The 18,011-nt window shown below is 61.5% G+C and carries 20 protein-coding genes and 1 tRNA gene; 16 read left to right on the forward strand and 5 right to left on the reverse strand.

The window, feature by feature from the left end:
• Positions 1–97: 97 nt before the first annotated feature.
• Both folP and GJR98_RS09345 read left to right on the forward strand, forming a co-directional pair.
• Positions 98–1,237 (forward strand): dihydropteroate synthase, encoded by a 1,140-nt coding sequence (folP, locus tag GJR98_RS09340; RefSeq protein ID WP_151137612.1) that lies wholly within the window; start codon positions 98–100, stop codon positions 1,235–1,237.
• Positions 1,238–1,479: 242 nt separating this feature from the next.
• Positions 1,480–2,157, forward strand: coding sequence for a 6-hydroxymethylpterin diphosphokinase MptE-like protein (locus tag GJR98_RS09345; RefSeq protein ID WP_151137614.1), 678 nt, complete (start codon positions 1,480–1,482; stop codon positions 2,155–2,157).
• Between the two features lie 117 nt (positions 2,158–2,274).
• Here GJR98_RS09345 and GJR98_RS09350 read toward each other — a convergent pair whose 3' ends face one another.
• Entirely contained in the window at positions 2,275–3,069 is a 795-nt protein-coding gene (locus GJR98_RS09350) for a hypothetical protein (RefSeq protein WP_191965485.1), read from the reverse strand.
• Between the two features lie 315 nt (positions 3,070–3,384).
• On the opposite strand from GJR98_RS09350, the gene GJR98_RS09355 reads away from it, so the two are divergent.
• The 3 genes from GJR98_RS09355 to sod all read left to right on the forward strand — a co-directional run bounded on the left by GJR98_RS09355 (position 3,385) and on the right by sod (position 6,242).
• Positions 3,385–4,821: a cryptochrome/photolyase family protein gene (locus GJR98_RS09355; RefSeq protein ID WP_151137618.1), complete on the forward strand. Its 1,437-nt coding sequence runs from the start codon at positions 3,385–3,387 to the stop codon at positions 4,819–4,821.
• A gap of 78 nt (positions 4,822–4,899) precedes the next feature.
• The gene (locus tag GJR98_RS09360; RefSeq protein ID WP_151137620.1) at positions 4,900–5,505 is read left to right on the forward strand and encodes a DJ-1/PfpI family protein; all 606 of its coding nucleotides are present in this window, start codon (positions 4,900–4,902) and stop codon (positions 5,503–5,505) included.
• Positions 5,506–5,642: 137 nt separating this feature from the next.
• On the forward strand, positions 5,643–6,242 hold the full coding sequence (gene sod / locus GJR98_RS09365; RefSeq protein WP_151137622.1) for a superoxide dismutase: 600 nt from the start codon (positions 5,643–5,645) through the stop codon (positions 6,240–6,242).
• 94 nt (positions 6,243–6,336) lie between these two features.
• On the opposite strand, the gene GJR98_RS09370 is transcribed toward sod, so the two are convergent.
• Entirely contained in the window at positions 6,337–6,753 is a 417-nt protein-coding gene (locus GJR98_RS09370; protein WP_151137625.1) for a DUF7522 family protein, read from the reverse strand.
• Between the two features lie 103 nt (positions 6,754–6,856).
• On the opposite strand from GJR98_RS09370, the gene GJR98_RS09375 reads away from it, so the two are divergent.
• Entirely contained in the window at positions 6,857–7,147 is a 291-nt protein-coding gene (locus GJR98_RS09375; RefSeq protein ID WP_151137627.1) for a DUF5827 family protein, read from the forward strand.
• A gap of 33 nt (positions 7,148–7,180) precedes the next feature.
• Here GJR98_RS09375 and GJR98_RS09380 read toward each other — a convergent pair whose 3' ends face one another.
• Positions 7,181–7,762 carry an MBL fold metallo-hydrolase gene (locus tag GJR98_RS09380; RefSeq protein WP_151137628.1) on the reverse strand — a complete coding sequence of 194 codons (582 nt, stop codon included), beginning with the start codon at positions 7,760–7,762 and terminating at the stop codon, positions 7,181–7,183.
• 101 nt (positions 7,763–7,863) lie between these two features.
• On the opposite strand from GJR98_RS09380, the gene thyA reads away from it, so the two are divergent.
• The 3 genes from thyA to GJR98_RS09395 are packed head-to-tail and all read left to right on the forward strand — an operon-like array spanning position 7,864 to position 9,619.
• On the forward strand, positions 7,864–8,862 hold the full coding sequence (gene thyA, locus GJR98_RS09385; RefSeq protein ID WP_151137630.1) for a thymidylate synthase: 999 nt from the start codon (positions 7,864–7,866) through the stop codon (positions 8,860–8,862).
• Positions 8,859–9,413, forward strand: coding sequence for a dihydrofolate reductase (locus GJR98_RS09390; protein ID WP_151137632.1), 555 nt, complete (start codon positions 8,859–8,861; stop codon positions 9,411–9,413). Before thyA ends, GJR98_RS09390 begins: the two co-directional genes overlap by 4 nt.
• Entirely contained in the window at positions 9,410–9,619 is a 210-nt protein-coding gene (locus GJR98_RS09395) for a DUF4177 domain-containing protein (protein ID WP_151137634.1), read from the forward strand. The genes GJR98_RS09390 and GJR98_RS09395 overlap by 4 nt, the downstream gene beginning before the upstream one ends.
• A gap of 39 nt (positions 9,620–9,658) precedes the next feature.
• Here the strand turns inward: GJR98_RS09395 and sufB are convergent, their stop codons facing one another.
• Positions 9,659–11,092, reverse strand: a complete 1,434-nt coding sequence (sufB, locus tag GJR98_RS09400) for a Fe-S cluster assembly protein SufB (protein ID WP_151137636.1) — start codon at positions 11,090–11,092, stop codon at positions 9,659–9,661.
• Between the two features lie 371 nt (positions 11,093–11,463).
• Here sufB and GJR98_RS09405 point away from each other — a divergent pair, with 371 nt between their 5' ends.
• The 5 genes from GJR98_RS09405 (at position 11,464) to GJR98_RS09425 (ending at position 15,763) form a co-directional block, all read left to right on the forward strand.
• Entirely contained in the window at positions 11,464–12,942 is a 1,479-nt protein-coding gene (locus tag GJR98_RS09405; RefSeq protein ID WP_151137638.1) for a hypothetical protein, read from the forward strand.
• Between the two features lie 96 nt (positions 12,943–13,038).
• The gene (locus GJR98_RS09410) at positions 13,039–13,866 is read left to right on the forward strand and encodes a hypothetical protein (RefSeq protein ID WP_151137641.1); all 828 of its coding nucleotides are present in this window, start codon (positions 13,039–13,041) and stop codon (positions 13,864–13,866) included.
• Between the two features lie 61 nt (positions 13,867–13,927).
• Positions 13,928–14,110 (forward strand): HVO_2922 family protein, encoded by a 183-nt coding sequence (locus tag GJR98_RS09415; protein ID WP_151137644.1) that lies wholly within the window; start codon positions 13,928–13,930, stop codon positions 14,108–14,110.
• A gap of 114 nt (positions 14,111–14,224) precedes the next feature.
• A complete protein-coding gene (psmA, locus tag GJR98_RS09420; RefSeq protein WP_151137646.1) occupies positions 14,225–14,953 on the forward strand; it encodes an archaeal proteasome endopeptidase complex subunit alpha in 729 nt (242 codons plus the stop codon).
• Entirely contained in the window at positions 14,954–15,763 is an 810-nt protein-coding gene (locus GJR98_RS09425) for an MOSC domain-containing protein (protein ID WP_151137648.1), read from the forward strand.
• 59 nt (positions 15,764–15,822) lie between these two features.
• Here GJR98_RS09425 and GJR98_RS09430 read toward each other — a convergent pair whose 3' ends face one another.
• Positions 15,823–16,560: an SDR family oxidoreductase gene (locus tag GJR98_RS09430; protein WP_151137650.1), complete on the reverse strand. Its 738-nt coding sequence runs from the start codon at positions 16,558–16,560 to the stop codon at positions 15,823–15,825.
• A gap of 133 nt (positions 16,561–16,693) precedes the next feature.
• On the opposite strand from GJR98_RS09430, the gene GJR98_RS09435 reads away from it, so the two are divergent.
• Positions 16,694–17,851 (forward strand): metal-dependent hydrolase family protein, encoded by a 1,158-nt coding sequence (locus GJR98_RS09435; protein WP_151137652.1) that lies wholly within the window; start codon positions 16,694–16,696, stop codon positions 17,849–17,851.
• 84 nt (positions 17,852–17,935) lie between these two features.
• A tRNA-Glu gene (locus GJR98_RS09440) sits at positions 17,936–18,010 on the forward strand.
• Position 18,011 lies beyond the last annotated feature (1 nt).

Raw genomic sequence — 18,011 nt, forward strand, 5'->3', positions numbered from 1 at the left:
ATAAAAATGGCGTGATGCCGGGTAACCGTTCGAACCGCTCACCCCCAGACGGTTCCGGGACCGGTCCGCCTATGTTCGTGTGGACCAACCGACGGGTATGCGAACCGTCGATGCGGCAGGACTCAAAATCGGCGACGACCACCCGCCCCGAATCATGGGCGTGCTGAACGTCTCCAAGGAGTCGCCGTACAAGCCGAGCGTGTTCAACGACCCGAGTGAGGCCGCCGAATACGTCGACCGCGAACTCATCGACGAGGGCGCCGACATCGTCGATATCGGCCTCGAATCGGCGAACAAACGGCTCGACGTTCTCTCGGCCGAAGACGAACTCGAACGCCTCGACACGGCGCTTTCGGTCCTCGACCACGTCTCTGGCGACGCTGTGTTCTCCATCGAGACGCGGTACCACGAAGTCGCAGATGCTGCGCTCGCCAACGGATTCGACATGGTGAACGACATCTGCGGGTTCGCCGACCCGAAGATGCCCGACGTCTGCGAGGAACACGACGCCGCCGTCGCCAAGATGGCGAGCCCGCCAGACCTCACTCGCCCCGGTGCAATCGAGGAAGTCGACGACATCTACGACGCACTCGAACTCAACGGCTTCACCGACAAGACCATCGTCGACCCGGCGTTCGGTGGGTGGTCGGAGGCGAAGACGCTCGAACACGACCGAGAGACGTTCGACCGTCTCCGCGAGTTCCGCGGCTACGGCTACCCCATCCTCGTCTCCATCAACCGGAAGAACTTCCTCCGCGACGTGGCCGGTCGGTCGACCGAAGATGCCCTCCCCGTGAGTCTCGCAGCAACCTCGATGGCCGTCGAACGCGGCGCCCACATCATCCGAACCCACGACGTGAAAGAGACGCGTGATGCCGCACTCATCGGCCACGAGTTCGCGCGTCGACGCGTCCGCGAACCCGGAGACGTGTCGGTCGAAGAACTCGACGTGACGACCACGGGAGACGCGGCGCGACACCTCGACCGAATCGGAGCACCACGGGACGTCGCCACCGAGAGTGTCACGCGCGTCTTCGAACTCGAAGGACTCGGAGACGACGACAGAGAGATACTCACTGCTGCTGCGGCAGACGCAGGTGCCATCTTCGCTGGTGGCGACTCCGGTGGGCTCCTCGTTGGGACGCCCGCCGCACTTGGCCACATTTCTGACATCACCAGAGATGGTTCAGATGCCCTCGAAGGGGCGTTAGCGACCATCGAGCGCTCAGTCCAGTAGTCAGGGACGAAACTACGCGACTGAAACGACCTCATCGCCCGTGAAGCGGCTAGTTGGGTACCCAAACCCGTCGTGTCGTCTGACGTTCGGCAGACGCTGACCGTTCGACTAAGAGAAAACTTATACCATCCGACTCTAAAACGGTCCTGTGGACGCCGGAAGGGCACGCGGGTAGGGGTACACGAGTGCCATTCCGGCCCATACAGTTACACTCCTGAGCCACAGCAATCTGAGTGACAGCTATGCGATTTACCGAGTGGGAACCCGTCTACACACAGATTCTCGACAGCTTTGGGTTCGACCGCGCGGGCGACGAGGCCGCCCGGGACGTCCTCGCGTCGCTCGTCACGCCGTTCGACCGCTCGCGCCTCGCGTGGGACGGCCAGACAGTCGCAATCTGTGGTGCAGCCCCGTCGCTCGCTGACGAACTCTCTCTCCTCGACGACGCCGACGTGGTCGTCGCCGCTTCGACGGCCGCAGACGTCGTCCGCGACGCAGGCTACGACCTCGATATGATGGTGACCGACCTGGACAAGAACCCCGAGACAGCGGTCGAACTGACTGCGTCGGGAATCCCCGTCGCCGCGGCGGCGCACGGTGACAACGTCCCTGCGATTCGGGAGTGGGTTCCGCAGTTCGAAAGCGAACACGTCCTCGGGACCACGCAGGCGGCCCCTGTCGGCCCAGTGGTCAACTGGGGTGGATTCACCGACGGTGACCGAGCGGCGTTCATCGCAGACGAACTCGGCGCAGAGAGCCTCGTCTTCGTCGGATGGGACTTCGACGACCCCGCAGTCGACGAGATGAAAGCGCACAAACTCGCGTGGGCGGAGCGTCTCGTTCGGTGGCTCGAACAGCGCCGAAACGAAGAGTACGCGATTCTCGATGGGCGGCGAGACGACATCGAACCGCTTCCCTAGACGCTCCGACGGGACAGGACCGGCCTAACGTTCGAAAAACAGATTCCGTCGTGACGTGATACGGTTCCTAACGAACAGACATCGAGAAAGAGTGTCGCTGTATTTTTCCGGCAGTCGTTACCGAGTGCTTCGGGGGTGCGTTCCGGTCTCTGTGTCTGTGTTGGACGCCGCAGCACGTTCCTCGTCGACGACTGCGTCGAAGATGCCTGCGTTACACCCACGGCACGTCGCCATGACGTGTTTCTTGCCGTCCTCACCCTCGTCGACTCGCTCGGTGTCGATGCCGACGGACCCATCGCAGGTTGGGCACGTGTGGAGGCTCAACCGAAGCGCGCCGAGCACGCGGTTTCGGTCTGCCGTCGTGAGTTGCCACCAATCGGGGTAGTAGCGTCGGAACACCATGACTGCCGTGAGGTCTGCCACGAAGGCGGCCCGTGACATCCATCGGCCGATGTCGTTGTCGTCGAGGCGGGCGAACAGACCGTGTTCGTCCCATCCCATCTCGATGCGAGCGTCGTCGACGCCGAGTAACTTCGCGAGGACGTCCTCGTCGCGGTCTCGCCCCTCCATCGCGACCATTCGCCCACGCCAGTCACTGTCGAACTCGTTCGAGAGGGCGAGTCTGTTCGATTCGTCTTCCGTGAAGATACCCGCCGTGTACAACGCGGAGACGAGGTCGACCCGTCCGTCGAGTGCGAGTGGAGGTGATGGGCCTGGCTGCCTCGGTGGAGGAAGTTGCGGAAGGCTTCGACCACGGAGTTCGACCACGGCGAATCCGAAGACGACTGCAGGAGGAAGTACACCGAGGACGACACCGTACGGTGTCCACACGAGCCACCCGAGTGTTCCACAGACGAATGTCAGGAATATGAGTGGAACGGAGATGGAACGTTCTAGAAGCGGCTGTTGCATCTCGAGGTCAAGAGAGATTCGGCGCCCAGACATACTCCATACAAGGCCTTCCCGGCGTATAGGTATGGACAGGGTACATCAGATAGTAAGAATGTAAACGTGTGGACTTATCTGAAATCGGTTAATAACGTCATATTACCGAAGAACGTTCACGGTGTGGGTGTGTCCCGCCCGCACTGACTCGGGTCCGTCTGGGAAGTTGGGATGGAATACTGGGCAGTTATTCCAGAGTAGCCTGACCTTTGTTGCTGTTTTACACCTACTAAGCGTGTTTCCGCCGCTACATTAACGGTCACTCCGTCCTGAGGCGCGGATATGCAACTGCACTGGCATCGACGCGACTTGCGAGTCGCCGACAACAGGGGACTGACGACTGCCGCGAGCGACGGCCCCGTCGCACCCGTCTTCGTGTTCGACGACGACGTTCTCGAACACGCGGGAGCGCCTCGCGTCCGATACATGCTCGATGCTCTTGCCGAACTTCGGGCGTCGTATCGTGCCCTCGGAAGCGACCTCCTCGTCGGGCGTGGTGACCCGAGAACCCTCCTTCCGACCCTCGCAGCAGAACTCGGTGCCGAGCGAGTCGTCTGGAACGAAGATTACTCCGGGTTAGCCCGTGAGCGTGACGCAGACGTCCGATTAGCACTCGACGATGCCGGCGTCGCTCGCGAGTCGGTTCACGATGCCATATTCCACCCGCCGGGTTCGATTACCACGAATGCAGGCGACCCCTACTCGGTGTACACCTACTTCTGGAAGAAGTGGCGTGACCGCGATAAGCCCGGCCCATATCCCGAACCCGACGCAGACTCACTCGTCGACGCCGAGACGCTCGAATCAGTCGCCCAGTCGGTGCCAGCTGTCGATGTCGGTACGCTTCCATCGCTCTCGTCGCTCGGGTTCGAAGAACCAGCGGCCGACGTCGTTTCCGCAGGGACCGATGCAGCACGCGAGCGCCTCGAAACCTTCTGTGACGATGCCATCTATCGCTACGCCGAGGACCGCGATTACCCCACACGGGACGGTACGTCGAAACTCTCGACGGACCTGAAGTTCGGAACCATCGGGATTCGGGAAGTGTACGCTGCAACTGTTGCAGCGCGTGAAACTGTCGGTGGACAACGAGACGAATCCGTCGAGGAGTTCCAATCACAACTGGCGTGGCGTGAGTTCTACGCCCACGTCCTCCGGTTCAACCCGAGCGTCGTCTCCGAGAACTACAAAGCGTACGAACACGACATCCAGTGGCGTGACGACCCCGACGAACTGGCCGCGTGGAAGGAGGGTCGAACCGGCTATCCAATCGTCGACGCTGGGATGCGCCAACTGAAACAGGAGGCGTACATGCACAATCGCGTCCGTATGATCGTCGCGTCGTTCCTGACGAAGGACTTGTTGTGCGACTGGCGACACGGCTACGCGCACTTCCGGGAGTTCCTGTCTGACCACGACACGGCCAACGACAACGGTGGATGGCAGTGGGCGGCCTCGACCGGGACCGACGCTCAACCGTACTTCCGCATCTTCAATCCGATGACGCAGGGCGAACGCTACGACCCCGACGCCGACTACATCAAGACGTACGTCCCGGAACTTCGAGACGTGACGGCGAACACCATCCACGACTGGCACGAGATGAGCGACATGGAACGCGAACGCGTCGCGCCAGACTATCCAGCACCAATCGTGGACCACTCCAAACGCCGGGAGATGGCACTCTCGATGTTCGAGGCCGCCCGCGGCGACGACTGAGCGGGTGACAGCGGCATCGGTGACGGATGGCGAGACACGGAGCGAAACGCTATCTCTCCGGCCCACGAGATGCCATCCATGCACGTCGCGATTCTCCTGTACGACGGGTTCGACGAACTCGATGCCGTCGCTCCCTTCGAAGTGTTTCAGAACGCTGGTGCGTACGGTGCAGACTGTACCGCCGAGTTCGTCACCCTCGACGAGCGTGACTTCGTGACTGCGAGTCACGGCATGCGCGTCGGTGTCGACGGCGTCCTCGACCCACAGACCGACCGACCAGACCTGCTCGTCGTCCCCGGCGGCGGGTGGAACTCTCGGGCCGAACAAAGTGCGTGGACAGAGGCCCAGAAAGGCGACGTTCCCGACGCGATATCGGCGCTTTACGAGGCAGGAACCGTGGTCGCAGGCGTCTGTACAGGTGGGATGCTCCTCTCGCGGGCGGGCATCCTCGACGGTCGGCCAGCAGTCACTCACGGAAGCGCACTGGACGACCTCCGCGAGACGGACGCCGATGTGGTCTCCGCCCGCGTCGTCGACGACGGCGACGTTCTCACCGCCGGTGGCGTCACGTCTGGCCTCGACCTCTCGTTGCACATCGTCGAACGCGAGTTCGGTGCAACGGTGGCCGACCGGATCGCGAGCGAGATAGAGTACGAACGACGGACGACCCCGTTCGAAGGCTGACAAGACGGCAGATTCGTGCCACCCCTAAGGCATCGAAATCGCCGGACAGTGGCCCGAGAACGCTTGTTCTGTGTTACCATGCCTCTCCTCAAGTTTTAACAGGATTCCGCCCGACCCTCAATACGGAGGTTTACATTATGAGCTACGAACTTGACCCGCTTCCGTACGACTACGACGCTCTCGAACCGCACCTCTCCGAACAAGTCCTGACGTGGCACCACGACACGCACCACCAGGGCTACGTGAACGGATGGAACGCGGCCGATGAGACGCTCGCCGAGAACCGCGAAGCAGGCGAGTTCGGTTCGTCCGGCGGTGCACTCCGCAACGTCACCCACAACGGCTCCGGTCACATCCTGCACGACCTCTTCTGGCAGAACATGTCGCCACAGGGTGGCGACGAGCCTGAGGGTGCGCTCGCAGACCGCATCGCGGAAGACTTCGGTTCCTACGAAGCCTGGAAGGGCGAGTTCGAAGCCGCAGCAGGCGCTGCCGGCGGCTGGGCACTTCTCGTCTACGACTCGTTCTCGAACCAGCTTCGCAACGTCGTCGTCGACAAACACGACCAGGGTGCACTCTGGGGCTCCCACCCCATCCTCGCGCTCGACGTCTGGGAACACTCCTACTACCACGACTACGGCCCGGCCCGCGGTGACTTCATCTCCGCGTTCTTCGAGGTCGTCGACTGGGAAGAGCCGTCGGCCCGCTACGAGCAGGCCGTCGAACTCTTCGAGTAGACCCTCACATCCTGACAATTCTTTTGGACACGACACCCGAGAGCAGCAGCGCTCTCTGTCAGAACGAGCAGAACCGAACAGTACCGAATCTCGGTTAGTCGACTGCTGTATCCACAGCGAGAAGAGACGAGACGTCGAATTCAGCCTCGATTTCTTGGAGACTGTCGTTCAGTGCCGCGAAGTCCCGTCCGTTTGCTCCGCGGTCGAACCCAGCGAGTACCCCGATTGGCTGGTCACCAAGGAACGTTCGGAACTGTTCGAACGAATCGAAGCCGCGGACAGTGTATCCGTAGTCAGCGTAGTAGAGTGCCTCGTACGTGTCTCTCGTCACGTAGCCGAACCGTTCGTTGTCGATTAATCTGGACACGTCGACCGAGTCGATGGCGTCGGCGACGTCGTCTCTCAAGTATAGATGTTCGCATCCACGACGGTCGAAAACCCACAAGTCTCGAAGCGCGTCCCCACCAAACGTGTGGAAGGTTTCGACGAGACGTGAGGTGGCATCACTCATCGCTCTGGTGTCCCACTCGCCATTGATAAGTATTGTCATGGCAAGCGACAGTTTTCGGTGACGGGTCGCCGGGGTTTTGCCAATCGGCGGAGAACTGGTGGGTATGCCCAAGCCGAAAGACGAGTTCGACACGCTCTATGGATACTTGTTGTACGAACCGGCTGACGTGCTCCACGACGACTACATGTACACTGTCGAAGAGATTGCGCGGATGTTGCAGGGCCTCGACCCGACGACGGAACTCGACGAGGAGACCGAAGACCGCCTCATCGAGTGGACCATCCCGTGGATTATCGTCAATCAGGAAGACTTCGTCATCAACGACCCCCGTGGCGACGACCCGGGATACTACGGCCTCCACCCGGACGTCGTTTCGGACGACGACGAAGAGTAAGCAGGACTGACTCCGACTGTTTCGATACCTAACTCAGCGATTCACTCTGGCCGCACGAGCAGCGAGTTCGAGGTCGTCCTGCGGCCGTGTGACGACACTCGGCCCGTGACCCACGTGTATCTCGGTCACCTCGTCGCCGGTCGCCTCGCGGAGGCGGTCGATGCTCTCGATGAGCACCTCACGGTCACCCTCTGGCAGGTCGGTTCGGCCGAAGCCGCCGTTCGCGAAGACGAGGTCACCGGCGAAGCAGACGCCCGACCCGCGTGAGAAGAAACAGAGATGGTCGTCTTTGTGTCCGGGTGTGTGGATGGCCTCGTACACGTCGTCACCGATTTGGATGCGTTCGCCGTCCTCGATACGATTGTCGACGGCGAGGTTTCCAGCGTCGTAGCCCCACGTTTGTACGTCGAACGCCTCGCGGATGGCGTCGACGTTTCCGATGTGGTCTGGATGTGTGTGCGTGAGGTAGACGGCGTCGAGGTGGTCTGTCACCTCGCGAACCTTCGGGACGACGTCGAAGTTCGCCCCGGCGTCCACGAGGGCGGTGGTCTCTCCGTCGACGAGAAACACGTTGCTCGTGAAGGCACGAATCCCCTGCGCGAGGTTGCGAATCATGGCAAGTGGTACGGCGAGTGGGGTCTTTCCTGTTGTGGGGCGTGGAGCGAACAGATTTAGTAGTCGCAACCAAGACCAAGAACCGACTCTGGGGACCCCACATGCGCCAATACCTCGACCTCGTCACGGACGTTCTCGGTACCGGTCAGTACAAGCCCAACCGAACGGGTGTAGACACCATCTCTGGCTTCTCGAAGCACTACGAAGTCGACCTGCAGGAGGGCTTCCCACTGCTCACCACGAAGGACCTCTCGGGCTTCCGCTGGAACTCGCTCATCCACGAACTCCTCTGGTACCTCTCGGGCGAAGAGCACATCAAGAACCTCCGCGAGGAGACGGGCATCTGGAATGCGTGGGCCGACGACGAAGGACATCTCGACACGGCCTACGGTCGGTTCTGGCGACGGTATCCCGTCCCCGAAGACGGACTGCCGGGTGAAGCGTGGCCCGAAGACGGCCACCGCTGGATGAACGACGAAGGAACGTTCGACCAACTCGCGTACGTCCTCGACACGCTCGAAGAGAACCCCAACTCCCGTCGGATGGTCATCAACGCGTGGCATCCCGCCAACGCCGCCGTCTCGACGCTTCCGCCGTGTCACTACACGTTCGTCTTCAACGTACAGGGCGACAAACTCAACCTCCACTTGACCCAGCGCTCGGGCGACATCGCACTCGGCGTTCCGTTCAACCTCGCGGCGTACGCCATCCTCGCGCAGGTCGTCGCCCAGCAGACCGGGTTCGAACTCGGAAAGTTCGCACACACCATCGTCGACGCCCACGTCTACTGCGGAACCGGTGACCGCGGCGCGTGGTACGGCGATAACCTCGACGAACTCCAGCGCCGCCTCGCCGACGTCGAGACGAACGAAGACTACCTCGGCGTGCGCGACTGGCTCCTCGAAGCGGCACCCGAAGAGGCCGAGGGCGAAGAGGACTACGACCACGTCCCCGGCCTGCTCTTACAGGCTGCTCGTGAGCCCCGTGAGCGCCCGACGCTCGACGTCGCAGACGTTCCCCTCTCGGACCTCACCTTCGACGATATCGTCCTCCGCGACTACGACCCCGCCGAGGGGATTCGCTTCGCGGTGGCCGAATGAGCGGCCAAGACATCGACCAGACGACGGCCGATGGCCACGACTCGGTTCGGTTCGTCCTCGTCGCCGCCGTCGCCGACAACGGGGTCATCGGCCGCGACGGCGACATGCCGTGGCACCTGCCAGAAGACCTCGCGCACTTCAAAGAGACGACGATGGGTCACCCCGTCGTCATGGGCCGAAAGACGTACGAGAGCATCGCCCGCCATCTCGATGGACCGCTCCCGGGTCGGCACAGCGTCGTCCTCACGAGTCGTGACCTCGACCTCCCCGAGGGTGCAGAGACCGCCGCCTCGATTGCCGAGGCAGTCGCCGCCAGCGAGGCCGCCGCTGCTGAGATGGGCGTCGAGACGGTGTACGTCGTCGGTGGTGCAACCGTGTACGAGCAGTTCTTAGACCGGGCGTCGGGGATGGTCCTCACCGAGATTGCTGACGCCTTCGACGGTGACACGCGATTCCCCGACTGGGACCACGACGAGTGGAGCGAGACCGACCGCGACAGTCGAGATGGCTTCTCGTTCGTCGTCTACGAGCGACGTGAGACACAGTCGTGACTGACGCACACGACACTCGCTGGGAGTACAAAATCGTCCGAACGACAGATGGCGGCCTCTTCAGCGGCGACACTGCGCCGATGGAAGACGCCCTCAACTCACTCGGCGGTGAGGGGTGGGAACTCGTCGATACGATTGCGGACTCACGTGGGGCAGGTGCGGGGAGCGGACAGACGGCGCTCGTGTTCAAGCGACCAATCGAGTAACGCTGAGAAGTCGGTGAGAGGCGAGTCGGTGCCGCGGTGTCAGCCGAGACTGCCCTCCATCTCCAACTCGACGAGTCGGTTGAGTTCGACTGCGTACTCGATTGGGAGTTCTTTCGTGATGGGTTCGATGAAGCCCGAGACGATGAGCTGCTTCGCTTCGTCGTCGCCGAGACCGCGTGACTGGAGATAGAACACGTCTTCGTCCCCAATCTTCCCGACAGTCGCTTCGTGCGCGACGTCGACCTTGTTCTCGTGAATCTCGATGTGGGGCATCGTGTCCGAGGTGGAGTCGTTGTCGAACATCAGCGCGTCACACTCGACGGAACACGAGGAGTCGGTCGCGCCGTGTGCGATGCGGACCAAGCCACGGTAGTTGGTGCGGCCGCCACCCCGTGAGATGGATTTAGAGACGATGGTCGACTTCGTCTCGGGGGCGTTGTGGTAGACCTTCGCGCCGGTGTCGATGTTCTGGCCTTCGCTGGCGAAGGCGATGGTGATGTGGTTGTCAGAGGCACCACGACCGTTGAGAATCGTCGCGGGGTAGAGCATCGTCGCCTTCGAGCCCATGGAGCCAGAAATCCACTCCATACGTCCGTTTTTGCCGACGATCGCGCGCTTGGTGTTCAGATTATAGGTGTTCTTCGACCAGTTCTGGACGGTCGAATACTGCACGTGGGCACCCTCCTTGACGAACACCTCGACACATCCAGAGTGGAGGTTGAACGCCGAGTACTTGGGTGCGGAACAGCCCTCGATGTAGTGGACCTCGGAGTTCTTCTCGGCGATGATGAGCGTGTGCTCGAACTGCCCCATCCCGGCGGAATTCATCCGGAAGTACGCCTGCATCGGCATGTCGACGGTGACACCTTCCGGCACGTAGACGAACGACCCACCGGACCAGATTGCACCGTGGAGTGCGGCGAACTTGTTGTCGCTCGGCGGGACACACTTCGTCATGAAGTACTCCTCGACCAGGTCGGGGTGTTCACGGACGGCTTTGTCCATGTCCATGAAGATGACACCCGCGTTCTCCCACTCCTCGCGCATGTTCTGGTAGACGATTTCGGACTCGTACTGGGCGCCGACGCCGGAGAGGGCGTTCTTCTCGGCTTCCGGGATACCCAGTTTGTCGAACGTGTCTTTGATCTCCTCGGGGAGGTCGTTCCAGTCGCGGACGCCCCCACGGACTTCCACGTCGGGGCGGATGTACGGGACGATGAGGTCAACGTCGACCTCGGAGAGGTCCGGTTGGCCGGGCCAGCCAGTCGGCATCGGCATCTGTTGGAACATCCGAAGTGCGCGGAGGCGGCGCTCCAGCATCCACTCCGGTTCCCCCTTGTCCTCGGAGATGACCCGAACGGTCTCTTCGGTGAGACCCTTCTCTGCTGCGAACGCGGTCTTCTGTTCCTTCTTGAAGTCGAACCGGTTCTGAACGTCCGCCTCCTCGAAGTGCTTCTCTTGACGAGTACTCATAACACCTAGAGAGGGGTTCTCAGCGGATATGAGGATGCCTGCAAGAGATGGAGCGTGAGACACTCAGATTCCGCAGATAACCGGTGAGACATGATGGTTCGAAAGACGACGTAGAATCCGATATCCGTCGCCGCTGTGACTGGATACAGTCACCACGGAACCGACTAACAATTTCTCGGTTCCGTCAGTGGAGAACTACTATCAATTGAAAGACACATACACACTAACCTTCACTTAATTTCAATTAACTTGCATATACTAACACTACATACTGGTAAAATATCCTCTATGGGCGTCTGAAACCCATCGAGAGGGATTAGGGGCGGGATAGAACCCGTAGTGGGAGCACTGTCAAAATTAAGACAACAAGGATGAAATTCGATACTACCGATACAAACGAGACCGACGAAGAGACGCGAACGAGACTCTTTCCGATAACACGGCGACGCGTGATGCAGTCGCTCGGTGCCGCCGGTGTGCTGGGCGGCATTACTGGAACTGCGACGGCGACGAACGGAGACTGTACGTGCGAAGGACTGGGCGGCCAAGGAAGTCGGTGTTTCTTACCCGACGAAGACTGTTCGTTCTGTAAAATCGACGATAGCGACCTCTCGGTGGGCGAGACGTGTACCGTCCCCGAGACGAGTATCACCGTCACGCGTGAGAGCCTCGACTGTATCAGTTGGACCGACCCAGCTGGTGAACTCGAAGATATCGCACTCAAAGCAGGGAACATAGCTGAGGAGAATTACGACAATCCTGTCGACGACGTTGCCTGTACGCTGTACTCCGAATTCGGCGTCGACTCCAACGGCCAACTGTGCACGGAGGATGGCAAAGACATCAGCCACATCACTGTCAAACACAGTTGCGGTGACGGGAACGGCGGCGGAAACGGTGGAACCTGTGACCCAACGCTCAGCTCTTCGGCAGACTGTGAGGACGTGACTGTCGAGGCGAGCGGTCTCGACTACTGCTCGATTACGGCGATGGTGTCCTTCGATAACTGCGGTTCAGAGACGTACCCGATTTCGAACGGGACCAACACGCTCGCAGTGCCGTGTTACTGCACGCCGTCGAGTATCTCGTTCACCGACAGCAACGGTGCTGACCTGAGCGGGTTCGACGAGACCTTCAGCGTCGCTGACTGCACACCGACCTTCGAAGCGGAGTTCTCGTGCGACGAAGTTGAGGTCTCAGGGACGGGGCTCCTCGACAGTTGCCCAGTCACGGCGAAGTTGTACACGAAGGCAGACTCGGAAGGTTACCCAGGATTCAATCCGTCGTGTGGCGGTCCATACACGCACTCCCTGACGAAGGGCAGTCCATCGTACACCTTCAGCCTGCCATGTGGCTGTGAAGCCGACAAGGTCGAATTCGAATACGATGGAACCGTGCTCGACACGAAAACTGCATCGGACCTCAACTGCATCTGCAACCAAATCGAGGACGCGTGCAAGTTCGAGTGGTACGACGACGAGCAGAATGAAATCGTGTTCGACCAGTGGCTCGACTGCAATGGTGGGCAAATCAAGTTCACTAACCCGACGTACAAAGAGGGTGAAGAAGGCGAACTCGTCTGCTTCGACTTCGAGTCAGACTTCCCCGTCTTCGAAGTGTTCGTGAAGGGCGGTGGCGGCAAGGACGCCGGCAACACCTACACGTGGTTGTGTGGGACGACTGGGTCCGGCACGGCCCCGTCGCTGGTCGAGGGACCGCAGGGTGCCACGTGGGGTGGAAGCCTCTGTGCGAACAAGCACCCGAAGAACGGGAAGCAGACCGCGGTCAGCCACGTGGTCTTCCGCGTCTGTACTGAGGAGGGCTTCGGTACCGCACCGACCAACGGATAGTCAGTCGAACGAGCGCGGGACCACACGCAGTGGCCCGTACGCATCTTTATGCAGCCAAACGTCGTCATAGAACGACACTTAACACAAGTAGTTATCATGACACCCTCGACACTCGTCGACCGGATTCGCCAACCCGAATACACCGGTGAGAATCGGTGTACGCCCTGTACCGTCGTGAACGTCGTCATCGCGGCCATCGCGAGCCTCGTCCTCGGCATCGTGTGGGCACCGCTCGCCATCGCCTCGTTCGCCCTCTTCGTAGGCGTCATCTACACTCGTGGCTATCTCGTGCCGGGGACGCCGACGCTCACGAAGACGTACCTTCCAGACCGTGTGCTCCGCTGGTTCGACAAAGAACCAGCACCCGGATACGAAGTCGGCACCGACAGTGGTGCAGCACTCGACGTCGAAGCGGTGTTACAGGGTGCACAGGTGCTCGAAGAATGCGAAGACGAAGACGACCTGTGTCTGACCGCTGACTTCGAAGCCGCGTGGAACGACGAGCTTCGTCGTACCGACGAGTCGGTGGCACGGCGACGACTCGCAGCGCTCGTCGGCGTCGACGAGACAGACCTGTCGCTCGAAGACCACGGTCGGTGGATCGTTCCCGTCGTCGACGGGACACAGATTGGCCGCTGGGAGTCACAGGGCGCACTCGTCGCAGACATGGCGGCAGACCGCGTGCTCGAAGACCGAATCAGCGACTGGGCCGAACTCACACCCGACCAGCGAAGCACGCTCGCCAGAGGCGTCCGTGTGTACCTCGAAACGTGTCCCGACTGCGGTGGCGACGTCCGGTTCACAGAGGAGACGGCCGAGTCGTGCTGTCGGTCGTGGGAGGTTCTCACCATTCGATGTACGGACTGTGAGGCCCGTTTTTTCGAAGCCAGCCTCGACACGTTCGAAGAAGAAGAAGCAGTCTAACGCACTCAGTCGACCCGATTTCTGCGGTGAAATTTTCCCTCAGAGACACCAATTCACACCTATGAGTAAAGCTCACTTCGAAGTGTACGTCGACGCCCACGGCGAGTACAGATGGCGTCTCGTCCACGACAACGGAAACATCCTCGCCGACTCCGGTGAGGGCTACGCGTCGAAACAGAAGGCCAAACAGGGTATCGAGAGCCTCAAGCAGAACGTTCCAGAGGCGGCGGTCATCGAGAAGTGACGAGTTCCGTGCTGTGAACCCTACACCACTGCCGGGTGTGGAGGCTTTTTCCGCCTCCGGCACCGACCACGAAGTAATGACGAACGTCGCCTTCGCAAACGAGGTTGTCGTCCGATGAATCGAAACGACAAGCAGGCGTACGACCGCGGGACGTCGCTGTTCTCGCCAGACGGTCGCATCTACCAGGTCGAATACGCCCGTGAGGCAGTCAAACGGGGCGCACCGGTCGTCGGCGTCCGCACGACAGACGGCGTCGTCCTCGCGGCCCAGCGCTCTTCGCCATCGACGCTCATGGAGACGAAGAGCATCGAGAAGATTCACAAACTCGACGACCATCTCGGTGCCGCCAGCGCCGGCCACGTCGCCGACGCGCGCAAACTCGTCGACTTCGCTCGCACGACGTCACAGCGTGAACGACTCCGGTACGGCGAACCGATGGGTGTCGAAGCGCTCACGAAGGCTATCACCGACAACATCCAAGAGAGCACACAGTCCGGTGGCACTCGTCCGTACGGTGCATCGCTGCTCATCGGCGGCGTCGAAAACGGGTCGGCACGCCTCTTTGCGACTGACCCCTCCGGGACGCCTCAAGAGTGGAAAGCAGTCGCCATCGGCGGCCGCCGCAACGACATTCAGGCCGCGCTCGAAGCAGGCTACACCGAGGACCTGTCGCTCGACGACGGCGTGACGCTCGCGCTGTCGGCACTCCGCGAGGCCGACGACGAACTCACCGCCAGTGAAGTGAGCGCCGTCACGCTGTCGGAAGATGGCTTCGTGACGCTCGACGAGGAGACGATCGCCGAAGCGTTCGCCGACGCCACCCCCGACTCGGACGAGGAGTAGATGACGACTGGGCCCGTGGCGACGCTGGAGCGCATTGCCGTCTATCCAGTGAAGTCGCTGGACCCCGAGTTCGTCGAGCGCACAGCAGTCGTCGAAAACGGCGGTCTCTCTGGGGACCGAGAGTACGCCATCTTCGACGCCGATGGAAACTACGTCAACGGGAAGCGCGAGCGGTCGATTCACCGAATCCGAAGTTCGGTCTCACTCGCCGACGAGACGATTCGACTCTCCGCGCCTGACTGCGAGGACTACCACGGCCCAATCGCTGACGCCGACGACTGGCTCTCGGCGTACTTCGGTTACGACGTGGAACTCCGTCGAGACCCCGCAGGCGGGTTCCCCGACGACACCACCGCTAGCGGCCCGACTATCATCTCGACGGCGACGCTCGAACAGGCCGCGTCGTGGTTCGACGGTATCGACACCGACGAGATGCGTCGACGACTCCGACCGAACCTCGAACTCGACGCCCCCGACCCGTTCTGGGAAGACCACCTGTTCGACAGCAGAGAGACGAGCGTGGAGTTCACTATCGGGTCCGTCTCGTTCGCGGGAATCAACCCCTGCCAACGCTGTGCCGTTCCAACCCGGGACCCGGACAGCGGCGAGGACACGCCGGGGTTCCGTGAGACGTTCGTGACGAAGCGCCGCGAGACACTGCCCGAGTGGTCCGGTGGCGACTGGTTCGACCACGACTTCCGACTCATGGTCAACACCGTCGTTCCGGAGGCGTCGTGGGGCGAGTCGCTCACCGTGGGTGACCACGTTGCCGTTGGCGACGTGGTTCCCGTCGACGCCGTTTCTGGCTGATCAGGCCCCGTATTTTACCACTCAGGTGGTCCCTCTGTTACCATCTAGTGGTCCCTCTGTTACCACCCAGTGAACTTGTCGCGTCGGTAGAGGTCGAGTTCGCTGACGGTCGAGTCGTCCTGGAGCGCCGCGAAGCGAATCGCGTTGGCAATCTCTTCGGGTTCGGTGACTTCGCCCGCCTCGAACCGAACTTCGAACGATTCGCCGTCTTCCGACCCGAACTCCGTCCGAACCTCACTCGGGTTGACCACCGTGATGCCGATGTCGGCGTCGCCGACCTGTCCTTCTAGACTGTGTGCAAAGCCACGGACCCACCACTTCGACGCGGCGTACACCGGGTTGAACGGACGTGGATACTGTCCGGCGAAACTCCCGACGAAGATGAGGTTCCCCGCCGTCTCGCGGAGGTGCGGCAGGGCAGCGCGCGAGATGAAGAAGACGCCGTCGACGTTCGTATCCATCATCTGTCGGTACTCGGTGGTCGTCATCGACTCCACGTCCGACCCGCGTCCGAGGCCGGCGTTGTTCACCACCACGTCGACACGTCCGAACTCGTCGACCGTCTGGTCGAACGCCGCTTCGACGGCGTCTTCGTCGCGCACGTCGGTTGGAATCACGAGCGTCTCGACGCCGTGGTCGGATTCGAGTGCTTCGGCGATGCGGAGCAGTCGGTCTTCGCGCCGAGCGAGGAGAACGACGTTCGCGCCCGCGTCTGCGAGGGCGTGTGCGGTAGCTTCGCCGATACCCGCACTCGCGCCGGTGACGAGTGCGACACGGTCTGTGAGATTGTCACGCATGGGTGTCGATGTGATGGGCAAGACAATCAACGATTCCCTTCTGTGGGTTATTGCAGTCCGCGACTGGAAGGTTCACCTGCGCTCCCTGGCCGCCACCCACGTCTTTACATCACACCACCGGCTTGAGAGAGGCATGTTCACACTCACCGGCGCACGGGTCGTCGACATCGACGGAACCCGCGAAGCCAACGTAGTTATCGACGAATCGACGGGACGAATCGAGTCTGTCGGTGACGAAATCGAAGGAGAGACGCGCGACGTGTCCGGGAACGTCGTCGCACCCGGACTCATCGACGCACACGTCCACTTGATGATGGACAGTCGCCCCGACGTGGCGTCGTACCGAAGCGAAACCGTCGAGCGGGCCTGTTACCGAGCGACCGCCAGCCTCCGCGAGACACTCGAAGCAGGCGTCACCACGGTCCGTGACCTCGGGTCGCCGGGAGACCTCGCGACGAGTGCGAAAGTCGCCGTCGCCGACGGTGATGTCCCCGGGCCGCGCGTCCTCGCTGCGGGCGAGAACGTCGTCATGACCGGCGGTCACGGCCACTGGTTTGGCCGCGAGGCAGACGGCCCTGACGAGGTTCGAAAGGCTGCCCGAGAGCAACTCAAACGCGGCGCCGACGTGGTCAAGTGCATGGCGACTGGCGGCGTGCTCACGGAGGGCGCAGTCACGGGTGCACCGGAACTCACCGAAGAGGAGATGCGCGCGCTGGTCGAGGCTGCGAGCGCCAAAGGCATCCCCACTGCGGCCCACGCCCACGGCGAAGAAGGTATCAAAAACGCCACCCGCGCAGGCATCACCAGCATCGAACACGGGATGTTCATGGACGAAGAGGCGGCGTCGCTCCTCGTCGAGAACGGAACCTACTGGGTGCCGACCGCCTCGGCAGTCCTCGAAATCGTCGAACACGGTATCGACGCCGGAATCCCCGAAGAAGCAGTCGCCAAGGCCGAAGATGCCGCCGAGCGCTTCGAAGTCGCGTGGGAACACGCGCTCGACGCTGGCGTGAAGATTGCCATGGGAACCGATGCGGGGACGCCGTTCAACGAACACGGACAGAACGCGCTCCGTGAGATGGAACTGATGGTCGAGTACGGCCTCTCACCGGCCGAGGCACTCGAAGCGGCGACAGTCAGCGCAGCAGACTTGCTCGGGCTGGACGACGTTGGCAAAGTCGCCGAAGGCTACGTCGCAGACCTCGTCGTACTCGAAGCCGACCCGAGCGAAGATGCGAGCGCGTGGCAGACGACCCAGCAGGTGTATCGCGCCGGCTCACAGGTCGTCTAATCGCAACACGGCAGCGGGTGTCACGGCCGCGTTGAAGCGACAACCTTTTACGAAACCACGCGATAATTGTGAATGTACCAACGTGCTCTGTTGGTGTAGTCCGGCCAATCATATCACCCTCTCACGGTGATGACCAGGGTTCGAATCCCTGACGGAGCAC

It is taken from the genome of Haloferax marinisediminis (genome assembly GCF_009674585.1).
Classification (GTDB): domain Archaea; phylum Halobacteriota; class Halobacteria; order Halobacteriales; family Haloferacaceae; genus Haloferax; species Haloferax marinisediminis.